This is a genomic window from Sinomonas susongensis (assembly GCF_005877005.1).
GTDB classification, from domain to species: domain Bacteria; phylum Actinomycetota; class Actinomycetes; order Actinomycetales; family Micrococcaceae; genus Sinomonas; species Sinomonas susongensis.
The window spans coordinates 398,228-425,103 of sequence record NZ_SSNH01000001.1 but is presented as its reverse complement, the minus strand read 5'-3'; the positions used below and the strand labels follow the sequence as shown (position 1 = coordinate 425,103).

The following is a 26,876-nucleotide window of genomic DNA, read 5'->3' as shown; positions in this document are numbered from 1 at the left end:
GCTCCTTCGTCGGCGGCAAATCGAATCAGATACTTCTACAAGACGTAGAAGTGATGAAGCTCACACGAGCCTGTCCGCAAGCTCCCCCGCCTGCCTGCGGGCATCGGGCACGACCGAGGCCAGCCCGTTCCCCGCGGCCCAGCCGCCGACGACGGCGAGGCCGGGCTGGGCGGCGACGAGCCGGCGGATCTCTGCGACACGCTCGCGATGCCCCACCGTCGCGAAAGGCAGGACGTCCTCCCACCGCACCACGTCCCAGCCGAGCACGTCCTCCGGTGCAAGGGGAACCGTCAGGAGGAGGGAGGCGTCGGCGAGCGCAGCCCGGAACAGCTCGCCGTCGGTCTCGGGTTCCTGGTCCGCCGGCGTCGCGCCCGGGTCCTCGGCGCGGCCGTAGGAGAGCCGGACGACATGCGTGCCGGGGCCGGCCTCGTCCGCGAGCCAGGACCACTTCGCCGTCGCGTGCGTCAGGGCCTTGGCATGGATGCCCGGCGACTGTGGTGCGACGAGGACGCCCGTACCCCGCGGACGCGTGCCCAGTTCGGGCTTGTCGAGCACGAGCGTGACGAGCTTGACCTCGGGGCCGGGAACCGGCTCATGGCCTGCGAGCTCCGGGACGGCGTCCGAGAGCAGTTCGACCGCCGCGGGCCCCCCGAGCGCGACGACCACGCAATCGGCGTCGTAGGCATTGACGGTGCCGTCGCTCCGCACAGTCCCCACGCGCCACCCGCTGCCCGAGCGGTCCAGGCGCTCGGCGCGCTCCCCGCTCACGAGGGTGGCGCCGTCGTCCGCGAGCCGGGACACGAGCGCGGTGACGAGACGGTTCATTCCTCCCCTCACGCCCGCCACGGCAGAGCCCGCCTTCGCCCCGGCGCGCGCCGCGCCGCGCTCGCGCTGTGCCGCGACGGCCCCCGCGAGGGAGCCCCGCTCAACCATGAGCGTGCGCAGTCCCGGCGCGACCATGTCGATGTCCAGGAGCTCGGGATCCGCCGAATGCACGCCCCCGACCACGGGCGCGACGAGGCGCTCGAGGACGCGCCTGCCCATCCGCGCGCGGACGACGGCGGCCACACTCTCCTGCTCGCGCGGCGGCCGGGCGGGGAGGTAGCGGTCGAGCGACGCCCGGAACGACCCCCACCAGCCGAGGGCCGAGCGCACCTCGCGGTCCCACGGATTGGACGGGATGCCGAGGACGCCCGCCTTCGGCAGCTCTTCTGCTCCGCTGGGAAGCTGGACCCACGCGCCGGAGGGGTGAGGGGTCACCACCTCCCCCGCGAGGCCGAGCTCGTCGAGCAGGCTCTTCACACCGTCGGTGCGGGTCGCGAACGACTCAGCGCCGCTGTCGAGGGTGAGCCCCGCGACCTCGTGGACCCCGACGCACCCGCCCCATCGGTCTGCCGCCTCGAGGACGGTGACGTCGACGCCGCGGCCGCGGAGCTCGAGCGCGGCGGAGAGGCCGGCCACTCCCCCGCCGACGACGACGGCGCGAGCGGCGGGCACCCGGCGCCCCTCGCTCCCGCCGACGACGACGGCGCGAGCGGCGGGCACCCGGCGCCCCTCGCTCTGCTCTGCTTCCATTGCGCGCCTAGATCGAGTGGATGAGCTCGACGAGGCGCGTCAGGACGCCCGGGTCGGTCTCCGGCGGTACCCCATGGCCGAGGTTCAGGACATGGCCGGGAGCGGAAGCACCGTGCCGCACGATCTCCCGCACGTGCGCCTCGAGGACGTTCCACGGTGCTGCGAGCAGGGCGGGGTCGATGTTCCCCTGGAGGACGACGCGGCCTCCCAGCCGCCGGTTGGCCTCCTGGATGGGCAGGCGGTAGTCCACGCCGACGGCGTCGACCCCCACCTCGTACATGGCGCCCAGGAGCTCCGAGGTGCCGGTTCCGAAGTGGACGAGCGGGGCACCGAGATCCCGGACGTGGTCGAGAGCGCGCGAGGAGTACGGCGCGGCACTGCGCCGATAGTCCTCGAGGCCGAGCGAGCCCGCCCACGAATCGAAGAGCTGGCCGGCCGAGGCGCCGGCCTCGATCTGGGCCCTCAGGAATCGGCCCGACGCATCGGCCGTCCATTCCATGAGCGCCTGCCAGGTTGACGGGTCCCCGTGCATCATGGTGCGGGGCCCCAGGTGATCGCGGGACGGCCGCCCCTCGATCATGTAGGCCGCAACGGTGAACGGTGCGCCCGCGAATCCGATGAGCGGGGTCGTTCCCAGCTCCTCGACCGCAAGCCGGACGGCGTCCCGGATGGGCGCGAAGATCGAGTCCTCGAGGCGCGGGAGCGCGGCGACGTCGTCCGGCGTGCGGATCGGCCGCTCGAGCACAGGCCCGACGCCCGGGGCGATGTCGACCCCGATCCCGGCCAGCTTCAGGGGAATGACGATGTCGGAGAAGAAGATCCCGGCGTCCACGCCGTGACGGCGCACAGGCTGGATCGTGATCTCGGCCGCCAGTTCCGGCTTGAGGCAGGCCTCGAGCATCCCGACGCCTTCCCGCGCGGCTCGGTATTCGGGCAGGGAGCGGCCGGCCTGCCGCATGAACCACACGGGGCGACTGCTCGGACGTGCTCCCCGGTACGCGGTGATGAGGGAAGACTGCGCGGTCCGGCCGTCCTTGAGGGGGTGGTCAGGGCTGAGGGTCATAGGCCGATTCTCTCAGAGGGGGCAAGGCCTCATGCTGACGATGTGTCACACGGGGGTTACGCAGATCACGGTCGAAATGGCGTGTTCTACACCGGATCGAAAAGCTATGATGGTCGGGCTGTGGTTGTTTTCTCGATGGTGGCGACTCACGCCGATCTGAATCTCGAAACCGTTGCCCTCTTGAGCAACGGTGCTGCCACCGTGGCCTCATCGGCCTCGAAGTCCCCCGCTGTCGCCGGCGCGGTGGTCCTCTCGACCTGCAACCGCTTCGAGATCTATGCGGAGGCGCCCGCCCCTGAAGACCTCGAGGCGGCACGCTCGGCCTTCGTCGCCGAGATCAGCCAGCGGAGCGGCGTGCCGGGCTCCACCGTCTCGGACATCTTCCGGACGAAGGACGGGGCCGACGTCGCGCGCCATCTCTTCGCCGTGAGCTCGGGCCTGGACTCCGCGGTCGTCGGCGAACGCGAGATCGCGGGCCAGGTGCGCCGCGCGCTCATCTCCGCCCAGGAGGAGGGCACGGCAAGCCCCACCCTCGTCCGCCTTTTCCAGGCCGCGTCCCGCACCGCGAAGGACGTCGGCACGCAGACCGCGCTCGGGAGCCGTGGCCTCTCGATCGTGTCGGTCGCGCTCGACCTCGCGGCCGATCTCGCCGACGAGCCCGACTGGACGGCCAAGCGCGCGGTCCTCTTCGGGACAGGCGCCTACGCGGGCGCCACGATGGCGCTGCTCCGCGAGCGCGGATGCACGCACGTCGAGGTGTATTCCTCGTCGGGCCGAGCCGAGGAGTTCGCCGCGGCCCGCGGGGGCCTCGCGGTGACTCCCGAACAGCTCCCGGAGGCGATTGCGCAGGCCGACGTGCTCATCGGCTGCAGCGGCTCGACCACGCCCATGGAGGCCGTCGAGCTCGCAGCCATCCGCTCGGAATCCCCGCAGCAGCTCATCGTGATCGACCTCGCGCTCACCCATGACTTCGACCCCGCCGTCGGCTCTCTCGAGAACGTCGAGCTCGTGACGCTCGAGTCGGTGCGCCTCGCGGCGCCCCAGGAGCAGGCCGAGGCCCTCACCGAGGCGAGCCGCATCGTCGACGCCGCCGCGCAGGATTTCGAGTCCCAGCGTCAGGCGCGTCAGGCCGACGCCGCCATCGTGGCGCTGCGCCGCCACACGATGGCGGTCCTCGACGCCGAGATCGACAAGGTCCGCGCCCGGCACGGCTGCACCGCCGCCGCCGAGGAGGTCGAGTTCGCCATGCGCCGCATGGTCAAGCAGCTGCTCCACACCCCGACCGTGCGGGCCCGCGAGCTTGCGGCCCAGGGCCGTGAGGCCGAGTACCTGGCTGCGCTCGACACCCTCTATGGGATCAGCGTCGAGCTGCCGTCCGTCGTCGCCGAGTCGCTCGGCGAGGACCACGACGCCCAGAAGGCCGCCGAGTCGGCAGAGGACTGCCCGGTCGACCACACGCAGGCCGGCTGAGGCCTCGGCCGGAGGCGGACAGCCCGCGCGGCCGCTGCGCGAGGGCTCGGGCCTGATCTTCCCCGGTCCTGAGGTCGTCAGGCCCGACGGGAACATCAGTACGTCGGCTTGTCCGGTTCCACGTCCCGCACCCAAGCGAGGACCCCACCCTCGAGATGCCTCGCGGTGCTGAAACCCGCCGTCTGGGCGGCTGCGAGGACGTTGGCCGAGCGGACCCCGGACTTGCAGTGAAAAACGACGTCCTTGTCCTTCGGGACCTCCCCCCAGGCCTCCCCCGAGAGCAGCCGACCCTGCGGGATGAGCCGTGCGCCGGGAATGCTCACCATCGCGTACTCCCCCGGCTCCCTGACGTCGATCAGCTCGAAGTCGGCCAGGCCAGCCTCGCGCGCCTCGAGCATGTCCGCCAGCTCGCGCGCCGTGACAGTCTGCCCCGACGGGGCAGGGGCGGCAGGGGCCACGCCGCAGAAGGCCTCGTAGTCCACGAGCTGGGTGATGGGCTGCGCCTCCGGGTCCTTCGAGACGCGCAGCTCGCGCCAGCTCGCGTGCAGGGCGTCGTAGAGCTGGACCCGGCCGAGCAGGGTGCGGCCGACGCCGGTGATGAGCTTGACGGCCTCGGTCACCATGGACGCGCCGATCGTCGCACAGAGCATGCCGTAGACACCGCCCTCGCCGCACGACGGTACCGACCCCGCTGGCGGTGCTTCTGGGTAGAGATCCCGGTACGTCGGCCCGTACTTCTCCCAGAAGACGCTCACCTGCCCGTCGAAGCGGAAGATCGAGCCCCACACGTAGGGTTTGCCGAGGATCGCCGCGGCGTCGTTGACCAGGTACCGCGTAGCGAAGTTGTCGGTCCCATCCAGGATGAGGTCGTAGCCCGCGAAGATCTCGAGGGCGTTCGAGGCGTCGAGGTACACCTCGTGGAGGCGGACGTCGACGAGCGGGTTGAGCTCGCGGACCGCGTCGCGGGCTGACTGCGCCTTGGGGCGGCCGACGTCCGAGACTCCGTGGATGACCTGCCGCTGCAGGTTGCTGAGCTCCACCGCGTCGTCGTCGACGATCCCGAGGGTCCCGACACCCGCTGCGGCGAGGTACAGGAGCGCGGGCGAGCCCAGGCCGCCGGCACCGATCACGAGGACCTTGGCGTTCTTGAGCCGCCGCTGCCCGGTGTCGCCGATCTCGGGGATGATGACGTGCCGCGAGTACCGCTGCACCTCTTCGGGTGTCAGCGGCGGCGCTGGCTCCACAAGCGGCGGAAGTGTGGTCTGGTCGGAGGTCGCGGACATGCTTCCAGCCTATGCCCGAGAGCGTGGCGCATGCGCCGGTGAGGCAACCCGCGGGTAGAGTGAATGCATAGTTTGTGCGTGAGACAGCGCGAGAGGAAGGTGGGGCTGTGAGCACCGAGCCTCGCCCGGCATCGATGCGGTCCCCGCGCCTCCCCCGGGACGAGCGGAGGGCGCAGCTCCTCAGCGCGGCCCTCGAGGTCTTCGCGGCGAATGGGTACCACGGCGCCGCCATGGACGATATCGCAGAGACCGCCCAGGTCTCCAAGCCCGTGCTGTACCAGCATTTCCCGTCCAAGCGCGACCTGTACCTCGCCCTGCTCGACAGCCACCTTGCCGCACTGACCGAGCTAACGCGGTCCGCGCTCGACTCGACCACCGACAACCGTGAGCGCGTGCGCGCCGTCATGCGCACGTACTACGAGTTCATCGCAAAGGACGACAAGGCGCATCGCCTCGTCTTCGAATCCGACCTCGTGAACGACCCCGAGGTCGCCTCCCGGCTGGAGACGTTCAATCGCGGGTTCGCCGAGGCCATCGCGCGGGTCATCGCGGCCGACACGAGGCTGCCGATGGTCGAGGCCCAGCTCCTGGGCCGAGGGCTCGCCGGCATGGCCCAGGTGAGCGCCCGGTACTGGCTCGAGGCATCGCACGACTTGGACCTCGACGTCGCGAGCGATCTCGTCTCGCGTTTGGCCTGGCGCGGAATCTCTCGATTCCCCAAAGAGGCCTAAGGTACTTATAGAGGACCGGCGGGCTCGCGCCCACCGGCCCATCCATGTTCTGACTGAGCAATAGGGAGACCACGTGGAAATCAAGATCGGCATCCAGAACGTCGGCCGTGAGATCGTGCTCGAGTCCACCCAGGACGCCGACGCCGTTGCGAAGCTCGTCGCGGAGGCCATCTCCGGGGAGACCGAGCTCCGCCTCCAGGACGAGAAGGGACGCCAGGTCATCATCCCGGCCAAGGTCATCGGCTACGTCGAGCTCGGGGCTCAGGAGGCCCGCCGAGTGGGCTTCGCCGCCCTCTGACGCCAGTGGAGACTGTCTGGTCCCTCGTCATCGACGTCATCGTGACGGGCGGCGTCGGCTTCGCGCTGTGGGCGGCGGACCGGCGGCACGGGAAGTATGGGATCATGCTCCCCGTGGCGCTCGGCGTCGTCGTCGCATGCCTCGCCTGGATTGTCGTGGTCGCAGCCGGGACGGGCTACCTGACCGGCCTCCTGTGGATGCCGTGGGTCGTCCCCATGGCGCTCGGCCTCGTGGTCTCGGTCGCGGTGACGAAGCTCATCGAGCGTCGCCGCGAGAAGCGGGACCTCGCCGATCTCACCCGCGTGCTCAGGGGCTGAGCGCCCGGCCCCACCGAGCGCCCAAGTCACCGAGCGCCCAACCTCACAGGACGCGCTGCCTCACAGGACGCCCAGCCTCACAGGAACTGGGCCCGCCCCTCCATCGGGCTCGACGCGAGCGCGTGCTCACGCCGCGGGATCCGCCCCGCCTGGGCTGCGAGACGACCGGCCGTCACGGCGTGACGGAACGCGGTCGCCATGCGCACCGGGTCCTGGGCACGGGTCACGGCGGAGGCGAGGAGGACTGCGTCGCAGCCCAGCTCCATCGCAAGCGCCGCGTCCGACGCCGTCCCGATCCCGGCGTCGAGCACGACCGGAACCCCGGCGCGCGCCACGATGAGCTCGATGTTGTGCGGGTTGAGGATGCCGAGGCCCGTCCCGATCGGCGCGCCAAGGGGCATGACGGCAACCGCACCCAGCTGCTCGAGGCGGCGCGCCAGTGCCGGGTCGTCGTTCGTGTAGGCGAACACCTTGAATCCCCGCCCCACGAGCTGCTCCGTCGCGTCGGCGAGCTCTATGGGGTCAGGGAGGAGTGTCGTCTCGTCCGCGATGACTTCGAGCTTGACCCAATCGGTCTCGAGCGCCTCGCGCGCCAGCTCGGCGGTGAGGACGGCGTCGCGCGCGGTGAAGCAGCCGGCCGTGTTCGGCAGGACGCGGATCCCCTTCTCGACCAGGAGCTGGAAGAGCGAGCCCTGCTCGTCGGGCGAGAAGCGGCGCATGGCCACGGTCGTGAGTTCGGTTCCCGAGGCCTCGAGGGCCTCCCCGAGACCGTCGAGGCTCGGCGCACCGCCCGTGCCCATGATGAGCCTCGAACCGAGGGCCACTCCGTCCACCACGAACGGATCGTCGGCGAGGAGCGGTTCGTAGGCGCCCTCGGCGGTGTTGACGGATGTTCCCATGTCAGCCTCCCTGCATGGCTGTGACGAGCTCGACGGCGTCTCCCGCCGTGAGCGGTGTGGCGGCCCAGCGGGCGCGGGGCACGACCTGCGAGTTGAGGGCGACGGCGAGGCCAAGCCTTCCGCCGTCTGTGGGACGGCCGTCCGAGCCGAGAGAGCGGCCCGTCGTGACGGCGACGAGGTCGAGGACGCTCGCGCCCTCGCTCATGTCCCGGCGCTCTCCGTTGACGGTGAGCGCAAGCGTGGATGAAGCGTTCATGCGGTCCTTCCTGAAGCCTGGTTTCGCTCGTGAACGGTGGAAGCCCGCCGCGGGTCGTCCATGAAGCGGTCGGGGCGGAACGCAGCCCAGCGTTCCTCGGTGCCGCCGTCGAGGATTTCACGGCAGATGGCCGCCGCTGCTGCTGTGAGCAGGACGCCATGACGGAAGAAGCCCGTGGCGACGATGAGGCCCGGGACGTCACCGCCGTCGCCCGCGGCCCCGCCCTCCGCATGCCGCGCTGCGACCCGCCCCAGAAGCGGCGCGTTGTCCGGGGTCCCGGGCCTCGCCCGGGCCGTGGTCTCGTACAGCTCGAGCTCGGCGACCGCCGGAACGAGCGCCTGCGCGTCCCGGAGCAGTTCGTACACGCCTCCCGCGGAGACGGCGTCGGACCCGTCCTCGCGCTGGGTTGCGCCGATCACGACCGTCCCGTCCGAGCGCGGGACGAGGTAGACAGGTCTGCCCCGCACGAGCCCGCGGACCGTCGCTGTCACGAGCGGCCGGAGGCTGGGGGGCACACGCAGGCGCAGGATGTCGCCGTAGACCGGCCGGAGCGGGAGCGAGACCGGCAGGTCTTCAAGCGTCCTGGCCCCCAGGCCGTTGGCCACGATCGTCTCGGCGGCACGCACTTCGCTCCCATCGGCAAGCCGCACGCCGACGACCCGACCGCTGTCCCAGAGGAGTCCCTGCGCGCGCTCACGGACGAGCCGCTCCGGGCCGAGCCGAGACAGGAGCGCAGACACGAGCCGGCGCGGATCGACCTGGTGGTCGGCAGCGATTTCGAAGGCACCCGAGATTCCCGGTGCCAGGAGCGGTTCGAGCCTTCGTGCCTCCCGCACCGTGAGGGAGCGTACTTCGAGTCCGTGCTCCTCCTGCACGGCGCGGAGGTCGGCAAGCGCCTGGCGGTCCGCCGCATCCACCCCGACGCACAGCGTCGGCGTCCGGAGGTAGCCGGCCTCGGCGGCGAGCGGGCTGGCAAAGCCGGGCCAGCGCCGGGCGGACATGAGCATGAGGCCGAGGAGGTCCTCCTCCTGGTAGTGGTACTCGCTCACCGCGGCCAGCATGCCCGCGGCCGCAAAGCTCGCCCCTGAGCCAGGAGCCGGGTCGACGACGACGACGTGGCGGCCCGAGCGCGCGGCCTCCCACGCGATGCCCAGGCCCACGACCCCGCCTCCGATCACGGCGACGTCAGCCGACGGGGCCCCGCCCCGGTACTGCTCCACGAAATCCTCGTCCTTCCCTACGCCGGTACAGGCCGGATCAGGTTCTTACGGTCGGCTCAAGCCCTCTCAGCCCGGCGGCGCCGCCCACCCTTGGGGCGGATCGTCATACGCGGGCTCCCGCAGTCGTGAGGTCTAGTCTAGTTCCATGCCTCTGACCGACGCCCAGCTTTACGTGTGCACTGACGCCCGGCGGGACCGCGGCGACTTCGCGTCCTTCGTCGACGCTGCGTTCTCGGGGGGCGTCGACATCATCCAGCTGCGCGACAAGCAGATCGAGGCGGCCGAGGAACTCGAACTCCTCGAGACCCTCAGGGCGGCCGCCGAGCGCCACGGCAAGCTGTGGGCCGTCAACGACCGGGCCGACATCGCGTTGCTCTCCGGCGCGCCGGTGTTCCACGTGGGGCAGCGCGACCTCCCGCTCGAGGCCGTGCGGCGCGTCGTGGGCGATGCAGTCGCGGTGGGCCTCTCGACCCACGCGCCGTCGCAGGTCGACGCCGCCCTCGGAGCCAGCTCAGGCGAGGGCAGCACCGGCGACGACGCCGCTCCCCTCGGCTACTTCTGCACGGGACCCGTATGGGCAACCCCCACCAAGCCCGGCCGGACACCAGTGGGGCTGGAACTCGTCGAGTACGCCGCGCAGCGGTCCGCCGAGGCCAGGGACGCGGGACGGACGCCGATCCCCTGGTTCGCAATCGGCGGGATCGACCACAGCAGCATCGCCCGCGTCGTCGACGCCGGGGCCAGCCGCGTCGTCGTCGTCCGAGCGGTCACCGAGGCGGATGATCCTGCGGACGCCGCCGCCCGCCTCCGGGCGCAGCTGCCGGCGATCGAGACCAGCGCGGCCACGGCATGACCGTCGTCGCCTATCAGGGGGAGCCGGGCGCCAACTCGCACATGGCCGCGCTCGAGGCCTTCCCGGACGCGGACGCGCTCGCCTGTGCGACGTTCGAGGACGCGTTCGCAGCGGTCGACGGCGGCGAGGCGCAGTTCGCGATGATCCCCATCGACAACACGGTGGCCGGGCGCGTGGCGGACATCCACCTGCTGCTTCCCACGACGGCGCTGCAGATCGTCGGCGAGCATTTCCTCCGCATTCGCTTCAGCCTCATGGGCATCCCTGGGTCGACGATCGAGGGGGCCCGCGAAGTCCACAGCCACGTGCACGCCCTGGCGCAGTGCCGCGGCTTCATCCGGTCGCACGGCCTCACTCCCGTCGTGGCCGGCGACACCGCGGGCTCGGCTCGTGAGGTAGCCGAGTGGGGCGACCCGGCGAAGCTCTCGATCGCGCCTCCCCTCGCGGCCCAGCGCTACGGCCTCGACGTCCTCGCCTCCGACATCGAAGACCACAAGCACAACACGACGCGGTTCGTGATCCTCGCTCCCCCGCGCGAGTTCCCGCCGGTAGGAGAGGGACCGTTCGTCACCAGCTTCGTATTCCGCGTGAAGAACATCCCGGCCGCGCTCTACAAGGCCCTCGGCGGCTTCGCGACGAACGGCGTCAACATGACCCGCCTCGAGAGCTACATGGTGAACGGGAAGTTCGCGGCCACGATGTTCATGGTCGACGTCGAGGGGCATCCGGACGAGCCGCCGCTCGCCCGCGCCCTCGAGGAACTCACGTTCTTCTCGTCCGAGCTCCGGATCCTCGGCGTGTTCCCGGCCCATCCCCGCCGGTTCGGCCAGACCGCCTGACCAGAACCTCCTGTCCGCCTGCGACGGGGAGGTCTAGGCTGACGCTCGTGGGCTACCAGCACATCACGGCGAAGGCGGGGGCCGCGACAGCGCCCGCCACCCGCCCGGGGATCGTCGCGCTGGAGTCTGCCTTTGCCGCGCTCCGCGAGGAGTTCCAGCTCGCGTCCCACTATCCCCCTGCCGCGCTGGCCGAGGCGGAGGCTGCGATTGCCTCGCTCGAGCTCCCGACGCCCGACCACACGGACGTCGAGTTCGTCACGATCGATCCGCCGGGTTCCACCGATCTGGACCAGGCCCTCCACATCGAACGGGACGGCACGGGCTACCGGGTGCGGTACGCGATCGCCGACGTGCCGGCTTTCGTCCGTCCCGACGGAGAGCTCGACGCCGAGACACGGCGCCGCGGCCAGACCATCTACGCCCCGGACGAGAAGGTTCCCCTCCACCCGGACGACATCACCGACAACGTGGGGAGCCTCCTGGCCGACTCGGTTCGCGGAGCCTTCGTGTGGGACTTCCGGCTCGATGCGAACGGCGAGGTGACCGACGTCGGCCTCCAGCGTGCGCGGGTGCGGAGCCGCGCACGGCTCGCGTACGCCGAGGTCCAGGAGCAGATCGACGCCGGCAGCGCGACTGATTCCCTCATGCTCCTCAGGGAGGTGGGCCTCAAGAGGGTCGAGCTCGAGCGCCGGCGCGGCGGGGCGAGCCTGAACCTGCCCGAGCAGGAGATTGTGCCGACCGACGACGGCGGGTACCGGATCAAGGCTTCCTCCGCGCACCCGGTTGAGGACTGGAACGCGCAGATCTCGCTCATGGCGGGCATGGCCGCGGCGAGGCTCATGATGGACGGCCGCGTCGGCATCCTCAGGACCATGCCGCCGCCGGACGACAAGTCGCTGCGCCACTTCCTCCGGCAGACCCAAGCCCTCGGGCGCGAATGGGACACGAGCGTTCCGTACGGCGAGTACCTGAGGACCCTCGATGCCTCGGACCCGCGCCAGCTTGCGATCCTCCACGCCGCCGCGGCCCTGTTCCGTGGGGCTGCCTACACCCCTTTCGACGGGAGAGTGCCCGAGCGTCACGTCCAGGCCGCCATCGCTGCGCCGTATGCCCACACCACCGCCCCGCTGCGCCGTCTCGTCGACCGCTTCGTTCTCGTGCTCTGCGAGGCTCTCGCGAACGCGCGCGAGGTCCCCCACTGGGTTCGCGACGCGCTCCCAGCGCTGCCCGGGCTCATGGCCGCATCGGACCTCCGGGCGGCGCAGGTCGAACGCGCGTCGCTCGACCTTGTCGAGGCCGCGCTGCTCGTGCACCGGGTCGGCCAGGAGTTCGACGCCGTCGTCGTTTCGGGCTCGAAGCCCTCGCCTGCGAACGGAGCGCCGGCCGCCAATGGGGAACGCCGTCCCGCCCAGCCGCTCGACCGCATCGCGAGCTCGCAGAACGGGACGCGTCCCTCGGCCTCGGCCAAGCCCTTCGGCACGGTCCAGCTCGCGGATCCCCCGGTGACCGCGCGCTGCGAGGGCGACATGGAGTCCGGGACCACGATCCGTGTCCGGCTCGTCACCGCCGACATCCAGAAACGGTTGGTCCTGTTCGAGCGGGTGTGACCCGGATCGGGAGCCCAGGCCGCGTGTCGTAGGCCACGATTCCCGGAATTGCAAGCCTGCACGGTATCCTTGAAATGTTATTGGATGCCCGGTCGTACATTTGCGATCTGCTTTTCAACTTGCCGGCCACTGACGCCGGCGCCCTGATAGCCCGCGATCGGCTTCCACTGGATGGCTGCTGCACGACTGCTCCGAACGCCTCCGGCCGAGGCGAGGCTCACTGCCCCTCGTCCCCTGTCGTCCGTCGAGCGGCTCGACCTAGCCCAGATGGAGAGGGACACCACCCCTTGAACGAAGTCCACACCCACGAAGTCCTCTTGGACGACACCGGCGCCGAGGTGCTCGAGACCGAGGAGACGATCACCAACGACGCGCCCGTCCGCCAGGAGGCACAGAAGACCTTCAGCGACTACGGCGTCATTCCCGAGATCGCCCAGTCGCTCGCCGATGCCGGCATCCTGCACCCGTTCCCGATCCAGTCGATGACCCTCGGCGTCGCCCTCGGAGGACACGACATCATCGGCCAGGCGAAGACCGGAACGGGCAAGACACTCGGGTTCGGCATCCCCGCCCTCCAGCGGACCATTCCCGTGGACGACCCCAACTATGGGAAGCTCCCGGCTCCGGGTGCACCGCAGGCGCTCATCGTCGTCCCGACCCGCGAACTTGCCGTCCAGGTGTCGCAGGATCTGAGGACCGCCGCGAAGCGCACCAACCTCCGGATCGAGGTCATCTACGGCGGGCGTGCCTACGAGCCGCAGATCGAGTCGCTCCAGCGCGGCGTCGACGTCGTCGTGGGCACGCCGGGCCGCCTCATCGACCTGCACCGTCAGCGGCACCTCAACCTCAATAACGTCCGGGTGGTCGTGCTCGACGAGGCCGACGAGATGCTCGACCTCGGCTTCCTGCCCGACGTCGAGACGCTGCTCGGCGCAGTCCCCGCGATCCGCCAGACGCTCCTCTTCTCGGCAACCATGCCGGGCCCCGTCGTCGCCATGGCCCGTCGCTACATGAGCCGGCCCACGCACATCCGGGCGTCCGACCCGGACGACGACTCGATCACGAAGAAGGACATCCGGCAGGTCATCTACCGCGCCCACCAGCTCGACAAGGACGAGGTGGTGGCCCGCATCCTCCAGGCCGAGGGACGCGGTCGGACGATCATCTTCACGAAGACCAAGCGCACCGCCGCGAAGCTCGCGGAGGAGCTCGTCGACCGTGGTTTCGCCGCGGCCGCCCTTCACGGCGACCTCGGGCAGGGCGCACGCGAGCAGGCCCTGCGGGCGTTCCGGAACAACAAGGTCGATGTGCTCGTCGCGACGGACGTTGCCGCGCGCGGCATCGACGTCGAGGACGTCACCCACGTCATCAACTTCCAGTGCCCCGAGGACGAGAAGACCTACCTGCACCGCGTGGGGCGCACCGGCCGTGCCGGGCACAAGGGCACCGCGGTGACGTTCGTCGACTGGGAGGACGTCCCCCGCTGGTCGCTCATCAACAAGGCTCTGGGTCTCGACGTCCCCGAGCCCGTCGAAACCTATTCGTCCTCTGCGCACCTCTTCACGGACCTCGACATCCCTGAGGGCACGAAGGGGCGCCTGCCCCGGCACAAGCGCGTCCTCGAGGGAGTCGAGGCCGAGGAGCTCGAAGACCTCGGCGGGCCTGGGCAGAAGTCGCGCCCGCGCGGCGTGAAGGGCCGGGAGCGCGGCCACAGCGAGAAGCGCGAAAGGCGCGCGCCCGCGGCGTCGGTTTCAGCGGAGGGCGAGGCGAAGGCCGAACGCGGCGATGGCGAGGGGAAGCACGGTCACGGCCGTGGCCGCTCCGACCGTCAATCCCGCGGTGAAGGCCGTCCCCGCCGCCGGCGCACGGCGAACAGCGAGGAGACGGCGTCGGCTGAGGGCGCCACCGCTGCCAAAGCCAAGGGCCGCGGCACGAAGGCCAGCGAAGCCAAGCAGGGTCCGGCGGCAGCAGCCGCCTCCGTCTTCCTGCAGGGAGACGCCGAGGAAGGCGTCGATCGCGGCGTGCTGGCCGCGCGGCGTCGTCGTTCGCGGACCCGCCGCGTCGAGGGCGAGGTCGTCAGCCGCTCCCAGGCCGAGTAGGGCCAGGGACCCGGTGTCGGAGTGCGGCTTCGGTCCGGGCGCCGGCTGGCGCCCGGACGGCCCCGACCTCGTCGTCTGCGCAGACAATGCGGAGTACCTCCCTCTCCTGCCCGACGGCGCGTTCACGATGGTCTACATCGACCCTCCGTTCAACACGGGCCGGGCGCAGCGCCGCCAGTCCCTCACGATGGTCCGGAGCTCTGACGGGGATCGTGTCGGCTTCGGCGGGCAGCGCTACGAGACGATCAAGGGCGCACTCCATCGGTACGACGACGCGTTCGGCGACTACTGGACGTTCCTCGAACCGCGGCTTCTCGAGGCCTGGCGCCTCCTCTCGCCCGAAGGCACGCTCTACCTGCACCTCGACTACCGCGAGGTGCACTATGCGAAGGTCATGCTCGACGCCGTCTTCGGGCGCGAGTGCTTTCTCAACGAGATCGTGTGGGCGTACGACTTCGGAGCGCGCGCCCGGCGCCGGTGGCCCACCAAGCACGACACGATCCTCGTGTACGTCAAGGACCCCGCGAGATACCACTTCGACAGCGCCGAAGTGGACCGCGAGCCCTACATGGCACCCGGACTCGTGACGCCCGAGAAGCGGGAGCTCGGCAAGCTCCCGACTGACGTGTGGTGGCACACGATCGTCTCCCCGACGGGCCGGGAGAAGACGGGCTATCCGACGCAGAAGCCACTGGGCCTCGTGCGACGCATGGTCGCCGCCAGTTCGCGCCCGGGCGACTGGGTCCTCGACTTCTTCGCCGGCTCGGGCACCCTCGGCGCGGCCGCGCGTGAGCTCGGCCGGCGTTTCGTGTGCGTGGACTCGAATCCGCAGGCCGTGGACATCATGGCCGCGAGGCTCTCCTCGGCTGAGATTGTCCGGGCGGACGCGCGTCCCGCCTGAGGCTGCCCGCTCGGCGCGCGCTCAGCCCCGTACGACGACGGCGCCCCGCGCCTGGCGCTCGATCTCCCCGAGCACCTCGGGCGACGTCGTGTTCTCGCCGAGCCGGTTGACCTTCCCCAGCCCGTGATAGTCAGAAGACCCCGTCACGAACAGCCCGTTCTGTTCGGCGAGCTCGAGCAGGAACGGACGCCGGTCCTCGGGATTGTCCCGGTGGTAGACCTCCAGTCCCGCAAGACCCGCATCGATCATGTCGTGGTACGTCCCCTCGCCGACGGTGCGTCCGCGTGCCTCCGCGACTGGGTGCGCGAACACGGGGACGCCGCCTGCGGCGCGGACGAGTTCGACGGCGAGCGCAGGCTCGGGCGCGTAGTGCTGGAGGAAGTACCGGGACCGCGACGAGAGGATGGTCGCGAACGCCTCCGTGCGGTCTTCCACGATCCCCGCTGCGACGAGCGCGTCCGCGATATGCGGACGTCCGACCGTGGCCCCGGGCGCTACGTGATGCGTGACGTCGTCCCAAGAGAGCGGATAGTCCTCGGCGAGCAGGGAGACCATGTGCTCCGCGCGGCTGAGCCGGGCGTCCTTGGCCTTCGTGATCTCCTCGAGCAGTCCCTCGTGCTGCGGATCGTGCAGGTAGCTGAGGACGTGGACGCTGATCCCCTCAGGGGTCCGGCAGGAGACCTCCATTCCGGGCACGAGCGTGACCCCGAGGGACCGCGCGGCCTCGGCGGCCTCCGTCCAGCCACTCGTCGAATCATGGTCCGTGATCGCGACGGCATCCAGTCCGGCCTCGCGGGCGGCCGCTACGAGTTCGGCGGGGGTGTCCGTCCCGTCGGAGACGCTCGAATGAGCGTGGAGATCAATCCTCACGCGACCACGATAGCCTTCCCGACGCGCAGCGCCGGGGTTTTCCGGAAGGGTGGACTTCGTGGGGGCCGGTGGAAGAATGGGCTCGTGAATGCTTCAGAAACCGCGGCCGGCCATGGCTACAGCCCCGAACCCGGCGCCCAGTCAGGGCAGCAGTCCGTCCAATCCCTCGAGGACCGCGTGAACAACCGATCGCAGCGGCCTTCCTCGGACGCCTTCAAGAGCTTCATGGCCTCCCAGTGGGCCCCTGCCGACCAGGAACTCCCGCAGCTCGCAGACGTCGCAGCGTTCGCTGCCCGCCGTCGTCGCGCGATCTCCGAGCAGTTCCCCGGCGAGCGCCTCGTGATCCCGGCGGGGCCGCCCAAGGTGCGCTCGAACGACACGGACTACAGGTTCCGCCCGCACTCGGCATTCGCCCATCTCACGGGCCTCGGAACGGATCACGAGCCCGACGCCGTGCTCGTCCTCGAACCCGTCGAGGAGGGGACCGGCGACGACGGCGGCCACCACACGGCGACCCTCTACTTCCGCCCGCTCGCGGGCCGGGACACTGAGCAGTTCTACGCCAACGCACACACGGGCGAGTTCTGGGTGGGCCCCCGGCCCACCCTCGCAGAGCTCAAGGCGCTCCTCGGCCTCGCGACCGCACACCTCGACGAGCTTGAAGTCGCGCTCACGAAGGGCGTGGGAGCCCCGGAGATCGGCGGCCTCTCGGTCCGCCTCGTGCGCAAGGTCGACGAGAACCTCGACGCGCTCGTCGACACGGTGCGCTACAACACCGCCCAGGACCCGGATGCCCTCGACCTGAGCGAGTTCGACGCCCTCGACGATCAGCTGAAGGAGGCGCTCTCAGAGCTGCGCCTCGTCAAGGACGAGTGGGAGGTCGAGCAGCTCGAGGAAGCGGTGGCTGCAACGGCGGCCGGGTTCGAGGAGATCGTGCGCGCCCTTCCGCGAGCTGTCGCGCACCGACGCGGCGAGCGCGTCATCGAGACGACCTTCTTCGCGAAGGCCCGTGAAGAGGGCAACGACCTCGGCTACGACACGATTGCCGCCGCCGGGAACCACGCGACGGTCCTCCACTGGATCACCAACAACGGCCCGGTACGTGAGGGCGACCTGCTGCTCGTGGACGCGGGGGTCGAGGCCGAGTCGCTCTACACGGCCGACGTCACACGCACGGTCCCAGTCAGCGGCAAGTTCAGCGACGTCCAGCGGCGCGTGTACCAGGCCGTGCTGGATGCCGCCGACGCCGCGTTCGCGGCCGCCCGCCCCGGCGTGCGCTTCCGCGACGTCCACTCGGCGGCGATGGAAGTCCTCGCGGCGCGCCTCGAGGAGTGGGGGGTCCTGCCGGTGAGCGCGGCGGAAGCCCTCTCGCCGGAGGGCCAGCAGCACCGGCGCTGGATGCCCCACGGCACGAGCCACCACCTCGGCCTCGACGTCCACGACTGCGCGCAGGCCAGGGCCGAGCTCTACCTCGACGGCGAGCTGAGACCGGGCATGGTGTTCACCATCGAACCGGGGCTGTACTTCAAGGAAGAAGACCTCGCGGTGCCCGAGGAGTACCGCGGGATCGGGGTGCGGATCGAGGACGACATCCTCATGACGGCGGACGGACCCGTGAGCCTCTCCTCGGCGCTCCCCCGCGAGCCCGGCGAGGTCGAGTCCTGGATGGCGGGCCTCCTCTGAGGTGCGGGCCTGTCCGGCCCGCCCGTCTGAACTCTTGCGCAGCCATGTATTCTGCTCCTCGTGGCAATCCAGCGCCGGACCCCGGGCTCACAGACTTCACTTCGTGAAGCCAACCGGGCGCGAATCATCGACGTCATCAAGAAGTACGGGGGCCTGACCCAAGTCGAATTGGCCGGTGCCACGGGGCTCTCCCCGGCGACTGTCTCCAACATCGTCAAGGAGCTCTCCACTTCCGGTGTGCTCCACACGACGCAGAGCATCCGCAGCGGGCGGCGGGCCCAGAGGGTCACGCTCGCGCACACGCTCGGCCTCGTCGTGGGAGTGCACTTTTCGGCTCGGCACATGCGGATCGCCCTCGCCGACGTCGCGCACACCGTGGTGACCGAGAACCACATGCCCCTGGCCAAGGACTACCGTGCCGACAACGAGCTCGACCGGGTATCCCTGCTCCTCAGCGACATGCTCGAGTCGGTCGAGGCCTCCCGGGACGAAGTCCTCGCCGTCGGCCTCGCGATACCCGCGCCCTATGACCGCGGGAGCGGCACGATCGCCCGGAGCGGAATCATGCGGGGGTGGGACGGCGTGGAGATCGCCGACTCGCTGGGGCGGCGTCTGGGGCGGCCCGTCTACGTCGACAACGCGGCGAACCTGGCTGCCCTTGCGGAGGCCCGTCTGGGTGCCGCGAGGGGGAAGCGCAACGTCATCACGCTCGACGTCGGCGACGGGATCGGGGCGGGGCTGCTCCTGAACGGACAGGTCTTCCGCGGGAATCATGGCATCGCGGGAGAGTTCGGCCACTTCACGGTGCGCGAGAACGGCGTCCTCTGCCGCTGCGGAAACCGGGGATGCCTCGAAACGGTCGCGGGGGGCCCTGCCATCATCGACGGTCTCAGGGACCATCTGGGCAGCCTGAACCTCGGAGACGTGGTGGTGCAGGCGATGTCGGGCGACGCGCGCTGCATCCGTGCGATCGCGGAGGCCGGCAAGCACATCGGGCTCGCCACCGCGAACCTCTGCAACCTCCTCGACCCGGAGCGGATCGTCGTGGGCGGCGAACTCTCGCGTGGGGGCGAGCTCCTCCTGGGGCCGATGCGCCACGCCGTCGAGCGCTCGATCATCGTCGGCGAGGAGCTCATGCCCGACATCGTGCAGGCCCAGCTCGGCCTGCGCGCGGCAACGCTCGGAGCCGTCGCGTACGCGATCGACTGCGTCGCCATCGACGCCGACCCCGTCGCGGTCTGAAGGGGCCCTCCTACATGCCCTGAAAACCGGGGCGCGACTCGTACTCGCGTCATTGAGTTCAAGTCTTGACGCCAAAGGGGGCACCTGACAAACTCAACGGAGCCGCCAAGGAAGGCGGCTGCGAATGGGAGGTTTTTTCAATGAAGATCGCCACCATGCGAGCGGTCGTCGCTTCGGCCGCGGTCCTGCTCACGGCCGTTTCCATGGCTGGATGTTCGAACGGAGCCAGCACCGGCTCGTCGAGCGCCGCGGACGCCAGCACCGCGAAGATCGGTCTGCTCCTGCCGGATTCGGTGACAGCCCGATACGAGGCGGCTGACAAGCCGTTCTTCGAGTCCCAGATCAAGTCCCTGTGCTCGGGCTGCCAGGTCCTCTACGCGAATGCGAACGGCAGCGCGAGCACCCAGCAGCAGCAGGCCGAGTCGCTCCTGACCCAGGGCGCCAAGGTGCTCGTCCTCGATCCATTCGACGGCCAGGCTGCGGCCTCGATCGTCAATGAGGCGAAGGCCAAGAACGTGCCCGTGGTCTCCTACGACCGCCTGACGAACAGCCCCGACGTGAACTACTACGTCTCGTTCGACAACGAGAAGGTCGGCCAACTCCAGGGCCAGGCGCTGGTGGACAAGCTCAAGCAGGACAACGTCCCGGCCGGCAGCGGAATCCTCATGGTCAACGGCTCGCCGACCGATCCGAACGCAGCGATGTTCAAGAAGGGCGCGCACTCGGCCATCGACTCGAGCGGCTACAAGGTCCTCGCCGAGTACGACACGCCCGGCTGGGACCCGGCACAGGCCCAGAACTGGGTCGCAGGCCAGATCACCCAGTTCGGCGGCAAGGTCAAGGGCGTCTACGCGGCGAACGACGGCACCGGCGGCGGTGCAGTGGCAGCCCTCAAGGCCGCCAACGTGACGCCGATCCCGCCTGTGACGGGCCAGGACGCTGAGCTCGCGGGTATCCAGCGCATCCTCTCGGGAGACCAGTACATGACGGTCTACAAGGCGATCAAGCCTGAAGCCGAGCGCGCTGCCCAGCTCGCCATCGACCTCGTCAACGGCAAGAAGCCGAACGGCGACACGACGGTCAACACGACGGGCGGCAGCGCCATCCAGTCGTTCCTGCTCACCCCCGTCGCGGTGACCGCCACGAACATCGAGTCCACGGTTGTCAAGGACAACTTCTATGGATCCAATTCGGCAGCGCAGATCTGCACGAGCACGTACGCAGCTGCGTGCGCGAAGTACGGCATCAAGTAGCAGTTAGCCGACGCCGGACGGAGGGACCGACCTCGGGCCCTCCGTCCGCTGCCGTGCACTCGTACCCTTTCAGATAGCAGCACTTCTAGAACCACCAGCTCAAAGGAGAACGCCGTGACGATGGACCCCGCCATCGCCGAGCCCGAACCGGCGACGCGCCAACCCGTCCTGTCTCTCCGAGGCATCTCCAAGGGATTCGGCGCTGTCCAGGCCCTCACCGAAATCGATCTCGACGTCCACGCCGGTGAAGTGGTCGCCATTGTCGGCGACAACGGCGCCGGCAAGTCGACCCTCGTCAAGATCCTCGCCGGCGTCTATTCGCACGACGCGGGAAGCATCGCCTTCGATGGCCAGCCGGTCAGCATCGGCAGCCCAGCCGCGTCCCGCGAGCTGGGCATTGCCACTGTCTTCCAGGACCTTGCCCTCTGCGACAACCTGGACGTCGTCTCGAACCTCTTCCTCGGCCGCGAGATCACCAAGGGCACGCTCGACGAGGAAGAGATGGAGAAGCGCTCGTGGAGCCTGCTCCGTCAGCTCTCGGCCCGCATTCCCTCCGTGCGGATCGCGGTGGCCTCCCTGTCCGGCGGCCAGCGCCAGACTGTGGCCATCGCACGCTCCCTCATCGGGGAGCCCCGCATCGTGATCCTCGACGAGCCGACCGCGGCGCTCGGCGTCGCGCAGACCGCTGAGGTCCTGAATCTGATCGAGCGCCTCCGCGAACGGGGCCTCGGCGTCATCCTGATCAGCCACAATATGGCCGACGTGCAGGCCGTGGCCGACCGCGTGGCGGTCCTCCGCCTCGGCCGCAACAACGGCAACTTCCGGGTTCCGGACGTCAGCTACGAAGAGATCATCTCCGCGATCACCGGCGCGACCGACAACGTCGTCACCCGCCGAGCAGAAGCCCGCAACACCGAGAGGAACGCATCATGAGCAACACCGCCACGGCAGGCAGCCAGGCGGAACGCGCGGCCGACCTGCAGGACGAACGGCTCTTCCACGGGGAGGGCCTCACAGGGGCCGTCGAGGGCTTCATCCGCCGAGTGCGGAGCGGAGACTTGGGCTCGCTCCCCGTCGTCATCGGGCTGATCGTGATCTGGGCTGTCTTCCAGATCCTGAACCCCGCGTTCCTCTCGGCCGACAACCTGGTGAACCTCAGCCTCCAGTGCGCCGCGATCGGAACGATCTCGATCGGCATCGTCCTCGTCCTGCTGCTCGGCGAGATCGACCTGTCAGTCGGTTCCGTCAGCGGCCTCTCGGCGGCCGTCCTCGGCGTGACGCTCACCCAGCTGCACTGGAACTCCGTGCTCACGGTGATCGCCTCCGTCCTCGCCGGAACGGTGGCGGGCCTCATCTACGGTCTGCTCTTCACCCGCTTCGGCGTCCCGAGCTTCGTCATCACCCTTGCCGGCCTGCTCGGCTTCCTCGGTCTGCAGCTCTGGGTTCTGGGCCCGAACAGTTCGATCAACATCCCGTTCAGCACGTGGCTCGTGACCTTCGCACAGCAGATGTTCCTGCCTCCGTGGGCGGCCTACGCGCTCGCCGCGGTCGCAGCACTCGGCCTGTTCTGGAGCGACTGGCGCCGGTCGCGGCGTCGGCGGGCCGCAGGCCTCTCGTCCGGATCGATGAGCGTCATGCTGGTCAAGGCGGGCCTTCTCCTCGTCGCACTCGGAGTGAGCGTCTGGTACCTCGCCACCGACCGCGGCGTCGGGGCCATGTTCGTCTTCTTCGTGCTGCTCGTGGTCCTGATGAACTTCCTGCTCACCCGCACCCGTTGGGGTCGTGCAGTCTTCGCCGTCGGCGGCTCGGTCGAAGCGGCACGCCGTGCCGGCATCAAGGTCAACCGCATCTACATCAGCGTCTTCGTGCTGTGCTCGACGTTCGCCGCGCTCGGTGGCCTCCTCGCCGCAGCCCGCCTCGCGTCGGTGGGTGCCTCGAGCGGCGGCACCGACACCAACCTCAACGCGATCGCCGCTGCCGTCATCGGCGGCACCAGCCTCTTCGGCGGACGAGGAAGCGCTTGGTCTGCGCTCCTCGGCATCCTCGTCATCCAGTCGATCTCGAGCGGCCTGACCCTGCTGAACCTCGACGCCTCGATCCGCTTCATGATCACCGGCGCCGTCCTGCTGCTCGCGGTCATCATCGATTCCCTCTCCCGCCGGTCGCGGGCTTCGCACGGCCAGGCGTAGCCAGGCGGCGCCCCGCGAAGGACGACGGGGCTCCGAACGGCACCACCGGACTAGAACGACCTAGCCGCAAAGAAGGGCGGTCGGCCAGCTGGCCGACCGCCCTTCTTGTTCGGGAGGCTCAACTTTGTTCGGGAGACTCAGCGCTTTGTTCGGGAGACTCAGCGCTTTGTTCGGGAGGCTCAGCGCTCCGGGGCGCCGTCGTCCTTGTTCTCCGCGCCCGCATTCTCTGCACCGGCGGCGTTCTCCGCACTGGCGGCGTTCTCCGCGCCCGCGGCGGGGCCATCCGGTTGCCCTTCCCGCCCCGGCTCGGGGCCTTGGGGATGGCCCGGGTCGATACGGACGCCGTACTGGGGGCGGCCGTCCGGCAGGTCGTGATAGCCGGACCCCGTCCGGGGCGGCTGCACGGGTTCCTGCTGCTCGACGGGGTGCTCTTGGCCGGGCTGCCGCGAGTTCACGCCGTAGGGATCGGTCCAGCCCGTGGGCCGCTGCGGACCCTGCTGGCTCGGGCCCTGCTGGGGGCCGTGCTGGGGGCCGTGCTGGTTCGGGTCCTGCCACGGGCCCGGCTGCTGCCCCGGGTCCTGGTGCTGCCCCGGCTGACCTTGCTGCCACGGCTGCTGGCCACCCCAGCCCTGCTGGCTCTGCCCCATCGGGAGCTGGTGGAGGAGGCGGCGCGCCTCGGCCGCGGCCTCGAACGCCACGACGACGTCGTAGCTCGTCGGCACGACCTGGCTCGTGGACGTGAAGTCCCGCTTGCCGCGCTGCATCGCGTACGTGACGATGCCGAAGAGCATGAAGAACGCGGCGCCCATGAGTACCGAGGTGATGATCGAGAAGTAGCCCGCGCCCGACGAGAAGAACGAGAGCAGCACCCCGACGAAGAGCCCGAACCACATGCCGCTCAGGGCGCTGTTGAGCGCGACCCGCGGATAGCTCAGGCGGCCCGTGACGCGTTCCACGAGCTTGAGGTCGTTGCCCACGATCGCGACGACCTCAACGGGGAACTGCTGGTCCGCGAGGTAGTCGACCGCCTTCTGGGCATCGAGATAGGAGGTGTACGATCCGATCACGTCGCCCTGCGGGAGGGACCGCGTCTGATCGATCTGGCCGGATGACCCGAAGATGTTCGACATGCCTTTATTCTTACCCGAGAAGCCGCCTCTGGCCTGTGTTTCCGCTCAGAGTGAGCAGCGACTTGCCGCTGGAGTAGCCTAGGGACGTGAGTCCCATTCCCACCCGCGTATTCGTCGCGCGCCTCCTCGGCCTCGACGTGTTCGACCCTCTCGGCGACCGGGTGGGTCGCCTGCGGGACGTCGTCGTCATCCCCCGCGGTCAGCGCGCGCCGCAGGCCGTCGGCGTGGTCGTCGAGGTCCCGGGCAAGCGCCGTGTGTTCGTGCCGATGACGCGCGTGACGTCGATGGACCAGTTCCAGGTCATCACGACCGGCTTGGTGAACCTCCGCCGCTTCGAGCAGCGCGGCGCCGAGATGCTCGTACTCGGCGACCTCTTCGACCATCGGGTCACACTCGTGGACGACGGTGCTCACGCCACTGTCGAGGATGTGGCCATGGACCAGCAGCGCAACGGCGATTGGCTCGTGAGCAAGCTGTTCGTCCGGCGGGAGGCGCCGGGCCGCGGACTGCGCAGCCTGCGCCGCGGCGAAACCGTCCTGGTGGACTGGGAGGACGCGCGGCTCGACACGCGCGGAGCGACCCGCGCCGCGACCCACTTCCTCGCAAGCCATGAGGACCTCCGCCCCGCCGACTTCGCCGACGCGATCCAGGAGATGAGCGATCAGCGGCGGTTCGAGGTCGTCTCGGAGCTGCAGGACGAGCGCCTCGCGGACGTCCTCCAGGAGCTCCCGGAGGACGACCAGGTGGAGATCCTCTCCTCGCTCGACAACGAGCGCGCCGCCGACGTCCTCGAGGAGATGGACCCGGACGATGCCGCCGATCTCCTTGCCGACCTCCCGGCGGAGAAGGCCGAGGAGCTCCTCCAGCTCATGGAGCCCGAGGAAGCCGACGACGTCCGCCGCCTGCTCCAGTACGACGAGGGCACGGCGGGTTCGATCATGACTCCCGTGCCGGTCGTCCTCCCTCCCGAGGCCACCGTGGCCGATGCTCTCGCCCACGTGCGGCGCGAGGAGCTCAGCCCCGCTCTCGCCTCTGCAGTCTTCATCTGCCGCCCGCCGCTCGAGACCCCGACCGGCCGCTACCTCGGCACGGTCCACATCCAGCAGCTGCTGAGGAGCGCACCGCCCGAGCAGCTCGGCTCGATCGTGGACAAGGGGCTCGAGCCTGTCTCGGACCTCGCGGCGGTCAACGAGGTGGCCCATGCGATGGCGCAGTACAACCTCAACTCGCTCGCTGTCGTCAACGAGGGAGGCCGCCTCGTTGGCGCCGTCACCGTGGACGACCTGCTCGACCACCTCCTGCCCGACGACTGGCGCACCCACGACGACGACGACGCGCCGCCGCTGAAGAAGTTCGGAGGCCGCTTTGGCTGATCCCCGCAAACTGCTGCCAGGTCTGGACACTCCGCTCGAGAACCGTGCGCGGCTCCTGCCCGCGTTCAATCCCAATACGGACGCCTTCGGGCAGTTCGCCGAACGATTCGCCCGCTACATGGGCACGCCCCAGTTCCTCGTCTACATGTCGCTCTTCTGCGTCCTGTGGCTCTGCTGGAACACGCTCGCCCCCGCGGAGTGGCAGTTCGACCCGAAGTCGCTCAACTTCACGCTGCTCACGCTCATCCTGTCGCTGCAGGCCTCGTACGCCGCGCCGCTCATCCTGCTTGCGCAGAACCGGCAGGACGACCGCGACCGCGTCCAGATCGAGCAGGACCGGTCCCGCAACGAACGCAACCTCGCGGACACCGAGTACCTGACGCGGGAGCTCGCGTCGCTGCGGCTCTCGATGCGGGAGGTGGCAACGCGCGACTTCGTCCGTGCCGAGCTGCGAGCGGAACTGCGCTCGATCCTCGAAGAGCTCGCGGACCGGGACGCGGCCGTCGCAGCGTCCGCGCGCAAGCAGCGCAAGGAGAAGAAGGAACGCCCGAGCCTCAACAACGTGGAGGCGCCGGAAGGCGTTGCGCCCGAAAGGACTGGCCACCAGTGACCCCACCCGACGAGGCGGCCGTCCGCGCCGCACTCTCGACCGTCGTCGACCCTGAGCTGCGACGCCCCATCGTCGAGCTCGGCATGCTCGCGGGGGTCGCGGTCGACGGCGGCCGTGTCGCCGTGCGCGTTCTGCTGACCATCTCCGGGTGCCCCCTGCGGAGCACGATCGAGGGCGATGTCCGCGCCGCTCTCCGGGACGTTCCAGGCGTGGCGGAGGTCGACGTCGAGCTCGACGTCATGACGCCCGAGCAGCGGCAGGCGCTCAAGGAGCACCTGCGGCCCGGGCGCGGCATCCCTTTCAGCCGCCCCGAATCGCTCACCAAGGTCTTTGCGGTTGCGAGCGGCAAGGGCGGGGTGGGAAAGTCCTCGGTGACCGTGAACCTCGCGTGCGAGCTTGCCGCTCGCGGGCTGCGGGTCGGGATCGTGGACGCGGACGTCCATGGCTTCTCGGTGCCCGCGCTCCTCGGGATCAGCCAGGGCCCGACCCAGGTGGACGACATGATCCTCCCGCCGGTCGCGCACGACGTGAAGGCCATTTCCATCGGCATGTTCGTGACGGGCAACCAGCCCGTCGTATGGCGCGGACCGATGCTGCACCGCGCGATCGAACAGTTCCTCACGGACGTCTACTTCGGCGACCTGGACGTCCTCTTCCTCGATCTCCCGCCGGGCACGGGCGACGTCGCCATTTCAGTCTCCCAGCTCCTGCCCAGCGCGAATCTCCTGGTCGTCACGACGCCCCAGGCCGCGGCAGCCGACGTCGCCGAGCGCGCCGGATCCGTGTCGACCCAAACCGGCCAGCGCGTCGCGGGCGTCATTGAGAACATGTCGGGGATGACCCTTCCCGACGGCACGGTCCTGGAGGTCTTCGGGAGCGGGGGCGGCGAGCGGGTCGCGGGACGGCTCTCCGAGACGCTCGACACTCCGGTGCCGCTCCTCGGCCAGGTGCCGCTCGACGTCGCCCTGCGCGAGGGCGGGGACGCAGGCGAGCCCATTGTCCTGAGCGCCCCCGACTCTCCCGCGGCCGTGGCACTCAAGCGCATCGCCGACCAGCTGTCCGCCGCACCACGGGGGCTCGTGGGCCGCAGCCTCGGCATGACCCCCCGCTAGGCG

The 26,876-nt window shown here is 69.9% G+C and carries 25 protein-coding genes and 1 riboswitch; of the genes, 17 read left to right on the top strand and 8 right to left on the bottom strand.

The window, feature by feature from the left end; all coding sequences use genetic code 11:
• Positions 1 to 60: 60 nt before the first annotated feature.
• Positions 61 to 1,575, bottom strand: coding sequence for a protoporphyrinogen oxidase (gene hemG, locus E6A21_RS02020; RefSeq protein WP_138442444.1), 1,515 nt, complete (start codon positions 1,573 to 1,575; stop codon positions 61 to 63).
• A gap of 7 nt (positions 1,576 to 1,582) precedes the next feature.
• Positions 1,583 to 2,638 (bottom strand): uroporphyrinogen decarboxylase, encoded by a 1,056-nt coding sequence (gene hemE / locus E6A21_RS02015; RefSeq protein ID WP_138442443.1) that lies wholly within the window; start codon positions 2,636 to 2,638, stop codon positions 1,583 to 1,585.
• 120 nt (positions 2,639 to 2,758) lie between these two features.
• Here hemE and E6A21_RS02010 point away from each other — a divergent pair, with 120 nt between their 5' ends.
• Positions 2,759 to 4,108 (top strand): glutamyl-tRNA reductase, encoded by a 1,350-nt coding sequence (locus E6A21_RS02010; protein ID WP_138442442.1) that lies wholly within the window; start codon positions 2,759 to 2,761, stop codon positions 4,106 to 4,108.
• Between the two features lie 95 nt (positions 4,109 to 4,203).
• On the opposite strand, the gene moeB is transcribed toward E6A21_RS02010, so the two are convergent.
• Positions 4,204 to 5,391 (bottom strand): molybdopterin-synthase adenylyltransferase MoeB, encoded by a 1,188-nt coding sequence (moeB, locus tag E6A21_RS02005; RefSeq protein ID WP_138442441.1) that lies wholly within the window; start codon positions 5,389 to 5,391, stop codon positions 4,204 to 4,206.
• Between the two features lie 134 nt (positions 5,392 to 5,525).
• Here moeB and E6A21_RS02000 point away from each other — a divergent pair, with 134 nt between their 5' ends.
• The 3 genes from E6A21_RS02000 (at position 5,526) to E6A21_RS01990 (ending at position 6,737) form a co-directional block, all read left to right on the top strand.
• Positions 5,526 to 6,122, top strand: a complete 597-nt coding sequence (locus tag E6A21_RS02000; protein ID WP_138442677.1) for a TetR/AcrR family transcriptional regulator — start codon at positions 5,526 to 5,528, stop codon at positions 6,120 to 6,122.
• Positions 6,123 to 6,195: 73 nt separating this feature from the next.
• Complete coding sequence (locus E6A21_RS01995; protein WP_138442440.1) at positions 6,196 to 6,420, top strand: DUF3107 domain-containing protein; 225 nt, start codon at positions 6,196 to 6,198, stop codon at positions 6,418 to 6,420.
• A 5-nt stretch (positions 6,421 to 6,425) separates the two neighbouring features.
• The gene (locus E6A21_RS01990) at positions 6,426 to 6,737 is read left to right on the top strand and encodes a hypothetical protein (RefSeq protein WP_138442439.1); all 312 of its coding nucleotides are present in this window, start codon (positions 6,426 to 6,428) and stop codon (positions 6,735 to 6,737) included.
• A gap of 77 nt (positions 6,738 to 6,814) precedes the next feature.
• On the opposite strand, the gene E6A21_RS01985 is transcribed toward E6A21_RS01990, so the two are convergent.
• The 3 genes from E6A21_RS01985 to thiO form a co-directional block, all read right to left on the bottom strand.
• A complete protein-coding gene (locus E6A21_RS01985) occupies positions 6,815 to 7,636 on the bottom strand; it encodes a thiazole synthase (RefSeq protein WP_138442438.1) in 822 nt (273 codons plus the stop codon).
• Position 7,637: 1 nt separating this feature from the next.
• Positions 7,638 to 7,892: a sulfur carrier protein ThiS gene (thiS, locus tag E6A21_RS01980; RefSeq protein WP_138442437.1), complete on the bottom strand. Its 255-nt coding sequence runs from the start codon at positions 7,890 to 7,892 to the stop codon at positions 7,638 to 7,640.
• Entirely contained in the window at positions 7,889 to 9,112 is a 1,224-nt protein-coding gene (thiO, locus tag E6A21_RS01975; RefSeq protein ID WP_138442436.1) for a glycine oxidase ThiO, read from the bottom strand. The genes thiS and thiO overlap by 4 nt, the downstream gene beginning before the upstream one ends.
• Positions 9,109 to 9,243: riboswitch (TPP riboswitch) on the bottom strand. (Overlaps the previous gene by 4 nt.)
• 14 nt (positions 9,244 to 9,257) lie before the next feature.
• Here thiO and thiE point away from each other — a divergent pair.
• From thiE to E6A21_RS01950, 5 genes are all read left to right on the top strand, one after another.
• On the top strand, positions 9,258 to 9,965 hold the full coding sequence (thiE, locus tag E6A21_RS01970; RefSeq protein WP_138442435.1) for a thiamine phosphate synthase: 708 nt from the start codon (positions 9,258 to 9,260) through the stop codon (positions 9,963 to 9,965).
• The gene (locus E6A21_RS01965) at positions 9,962 to 10,804 is read left to right on the top strand and encodes a prephenate dehydratase (RefSeq protein WP_138442434.1); all 843 of its coding nucleotides are present in this window, start codon (positions 9,962 to 9,964) and stop codon (positions 10,802 to 10,804) included. Before thiE ends, E6A21_RS01965 begins: the two co-directional genes overlap by 4 nt.
• 47 nt (positions 10,805 to 10,851) lie before the next feature.
• Positions 10,852 to 12,411, top strand: coding sequence for an RNB domain-containing ribonuclease (locus E6A21_RS01960; RefSeq protein ID WP_425471497.1), 1,560 nt, complete (start codon positions 10,852 to 10,854; stop codon positions 12,409 to 12,411).
• 287 nt (positions 12,412 to 12,698) lie between these two features.
• On the top strand, positions 12,699 to 14,510 hold the full coding sequence (locus E6A21_RS01955; protein WP_138442433.1) for a DEAD/DEAH box helicase: 1,812 nt from the start codon (positions 12,699 to 12,701) through the stop codon (positions 14,508 to 14,510).
• Between the two features lie 13 nt (positions 14,511 to 14,523).
• Positions 14,524 to 15,411: a DNA-methyltransferase gene (locus E6A21_RS01950; RefSeq protein ID WP_138442432.1), complete on the top strand. Its 888-nt coding sequence runs from the start codon at positions 14,524 to 14,526 to the stop codon at positions 15,409 to 15,411.
• Positions 15,412 to 15,432: 21 nt separating this feature from the next.
• Here E6A21_RS01950 and E6A21_RS01945 read toward each other — a convergent pair whose 3' ends face one another.
• Positions 15,433 to 16,281 (bottom strand): PHP domain-containing protein, encoded by an 849-nt coding sequence (locus E6A21_RS01945; protein ID WP_138442431.1) that lies wholly within the window; start codon positions 16,279 to 16,281, stop codon positions 15,433 to 15,435.
• On the opposite strand from E6A21_RS01945, the gene E6A21_RS01940 reads away from it, so the two are divergent.
• The 5 genes from E6A21_RS01940 to E6A21_RS01920 all read left to right on the top strand — a co-directional run bounded on the left by E6A21_RS01940 (position 16,258) and on the right by E6A21_RS01920 (position 22,648).
• Positions 16,258 to 17,964 carry an aminopeptidase P family protein gene (locus E6A21_RS01940; RefSeq protein WP_138442430.1) on the top strand — a complete coding sequence of 569 codons (1,707 nt, stop codon included), beginning with the start codon at positions 16,258 to 16,260 and terminating at the stop codon, positions 17,962 to 17,964. The two genes, E6A21_RS01945 and E6A21_RS01940, sit on opposite strands and share 24 nt — an antisense overlap.
• Before the next feature lie 60 nt (positions 17,965 to 18,024).
• Positions 18,025 to 19,206 carry an ROK family transcriptional regulator gene (locus tag E6A21_RS01935; RefSeq protein ID WP_138442429.1) on the top strand — a complete coding sequence of 394 codons (1,182 nt, stop codon included), beginning with the start codon at positions 18,025 to 18,027 and terminating at the stop codon, positions 19,204 to 19,206.
• 140 nt (positions 19,207 to 19,346) lie between these two features.
• On the top strand, positions 19,347 to 20,459 hold the full coding sequence (locus tag E6A21_RS01930; protein WP_138442428.1) for an ABC transporter substrate-binding protein: 1,113 nt from the start codon (positions 19,347 to 19,349) through the stop codon (positions 20,457 to 20,459).
• A gap of 120 nt (positions 20,460 to 20,579) precedes the next feature.
• Positions 20,580 to 21,392: an ATP-binding cassette domain-containing protein gene (locus E6A21_RS01925; protein ID WP_138442675.1), complete on the top strand. Its 813-nt coding sequence runs from the start codon at positions 20,580 to 20,582 to the stop codon at positions 21,390 to 21,392.
• Positions 21,389 to 22,648: a sugar ABC transporter permease gene (locus tag E6A21_RS01920; protein WP_138442427.1), complete on the top strand. Its 1,260-nt coding sequence runs from the start codon at positions 21,389 to 21,391 to the stop codon at positions 22,646 to 22,648. The genes E6A21_RS01925 and E6A21_RS01920 overlap by 4 nt, the downstream gene beginning before the upstream one ends.
• Positions 22,649 to 22,827: 179 nt before the next feature.
• Here E6A21_RS01920 and E6A21_RS01915 read toward each other — a convergent pair whose 3' ends face one another.
• A complete protein-coding gene (locus E6A21_RS01915; protein WP_246036126.1) occupies positions 22,828 to 23,778 on the bottom strand; it encodes a YflT domain-containing protein in 951 nt (316 codons plus the stop codon).
• Positions 23,779 to 23,864: 86 nt separating this feature from the next.
• On the opposite strand from E6A21_RS01915, the gene E6A21_RS01910 reads away from it, so the two are divergent.
• Genes E6A21_RS01910 through E6A21_RS01900 form a run of 3 tightly spaced genes read left to right on the top strand, consistent with a single transcriptional unit; the run spans position 23,865 to position 26,873 of the window.
• On the top strand, positions 23,865 to 25,151 hold the full coding sequence (locus E6A21_RS01910; RefSeq protein WP_138442426.1) for a magnesium transporter MgtE N-terminal domain-containing protein: 1,287 nt from the start codon (positions 23,865 to 23,867) through the stop codon (positions 25,149 to 25,151).
• Positions 25,144 to 25,761, top strand: a complete 618-nt coding sequence (locus tag E6A21_RS01905; RefSeq protein WP_138442425.1) for a DUF1003 domain-containing protein — start codon at positions 25,144 to 25,146, stop codon at positions 25,759 to 25,761. Before E6A21_RS01910 ends, E6A21_RS01905 begins: the two co-directional genes overlap by 8 nt.
• Entirely contained in the window at positions 25,758 to 26,873 is a 1,116-nt protein-coding gene (locus E6A21_RS01900; RefSeq protein ID WP_138442424.1) for an Mrp/NBP35 family ATP-binding protein, read from the top strand. The genes E6A21_RS01905 and E6A21_RS01900 overlap by 4 nt, the downstream gene beginning before the upstream one ends.
• Positions 26,874 to 26,876 lie beyond the last annotated feature (3 nt).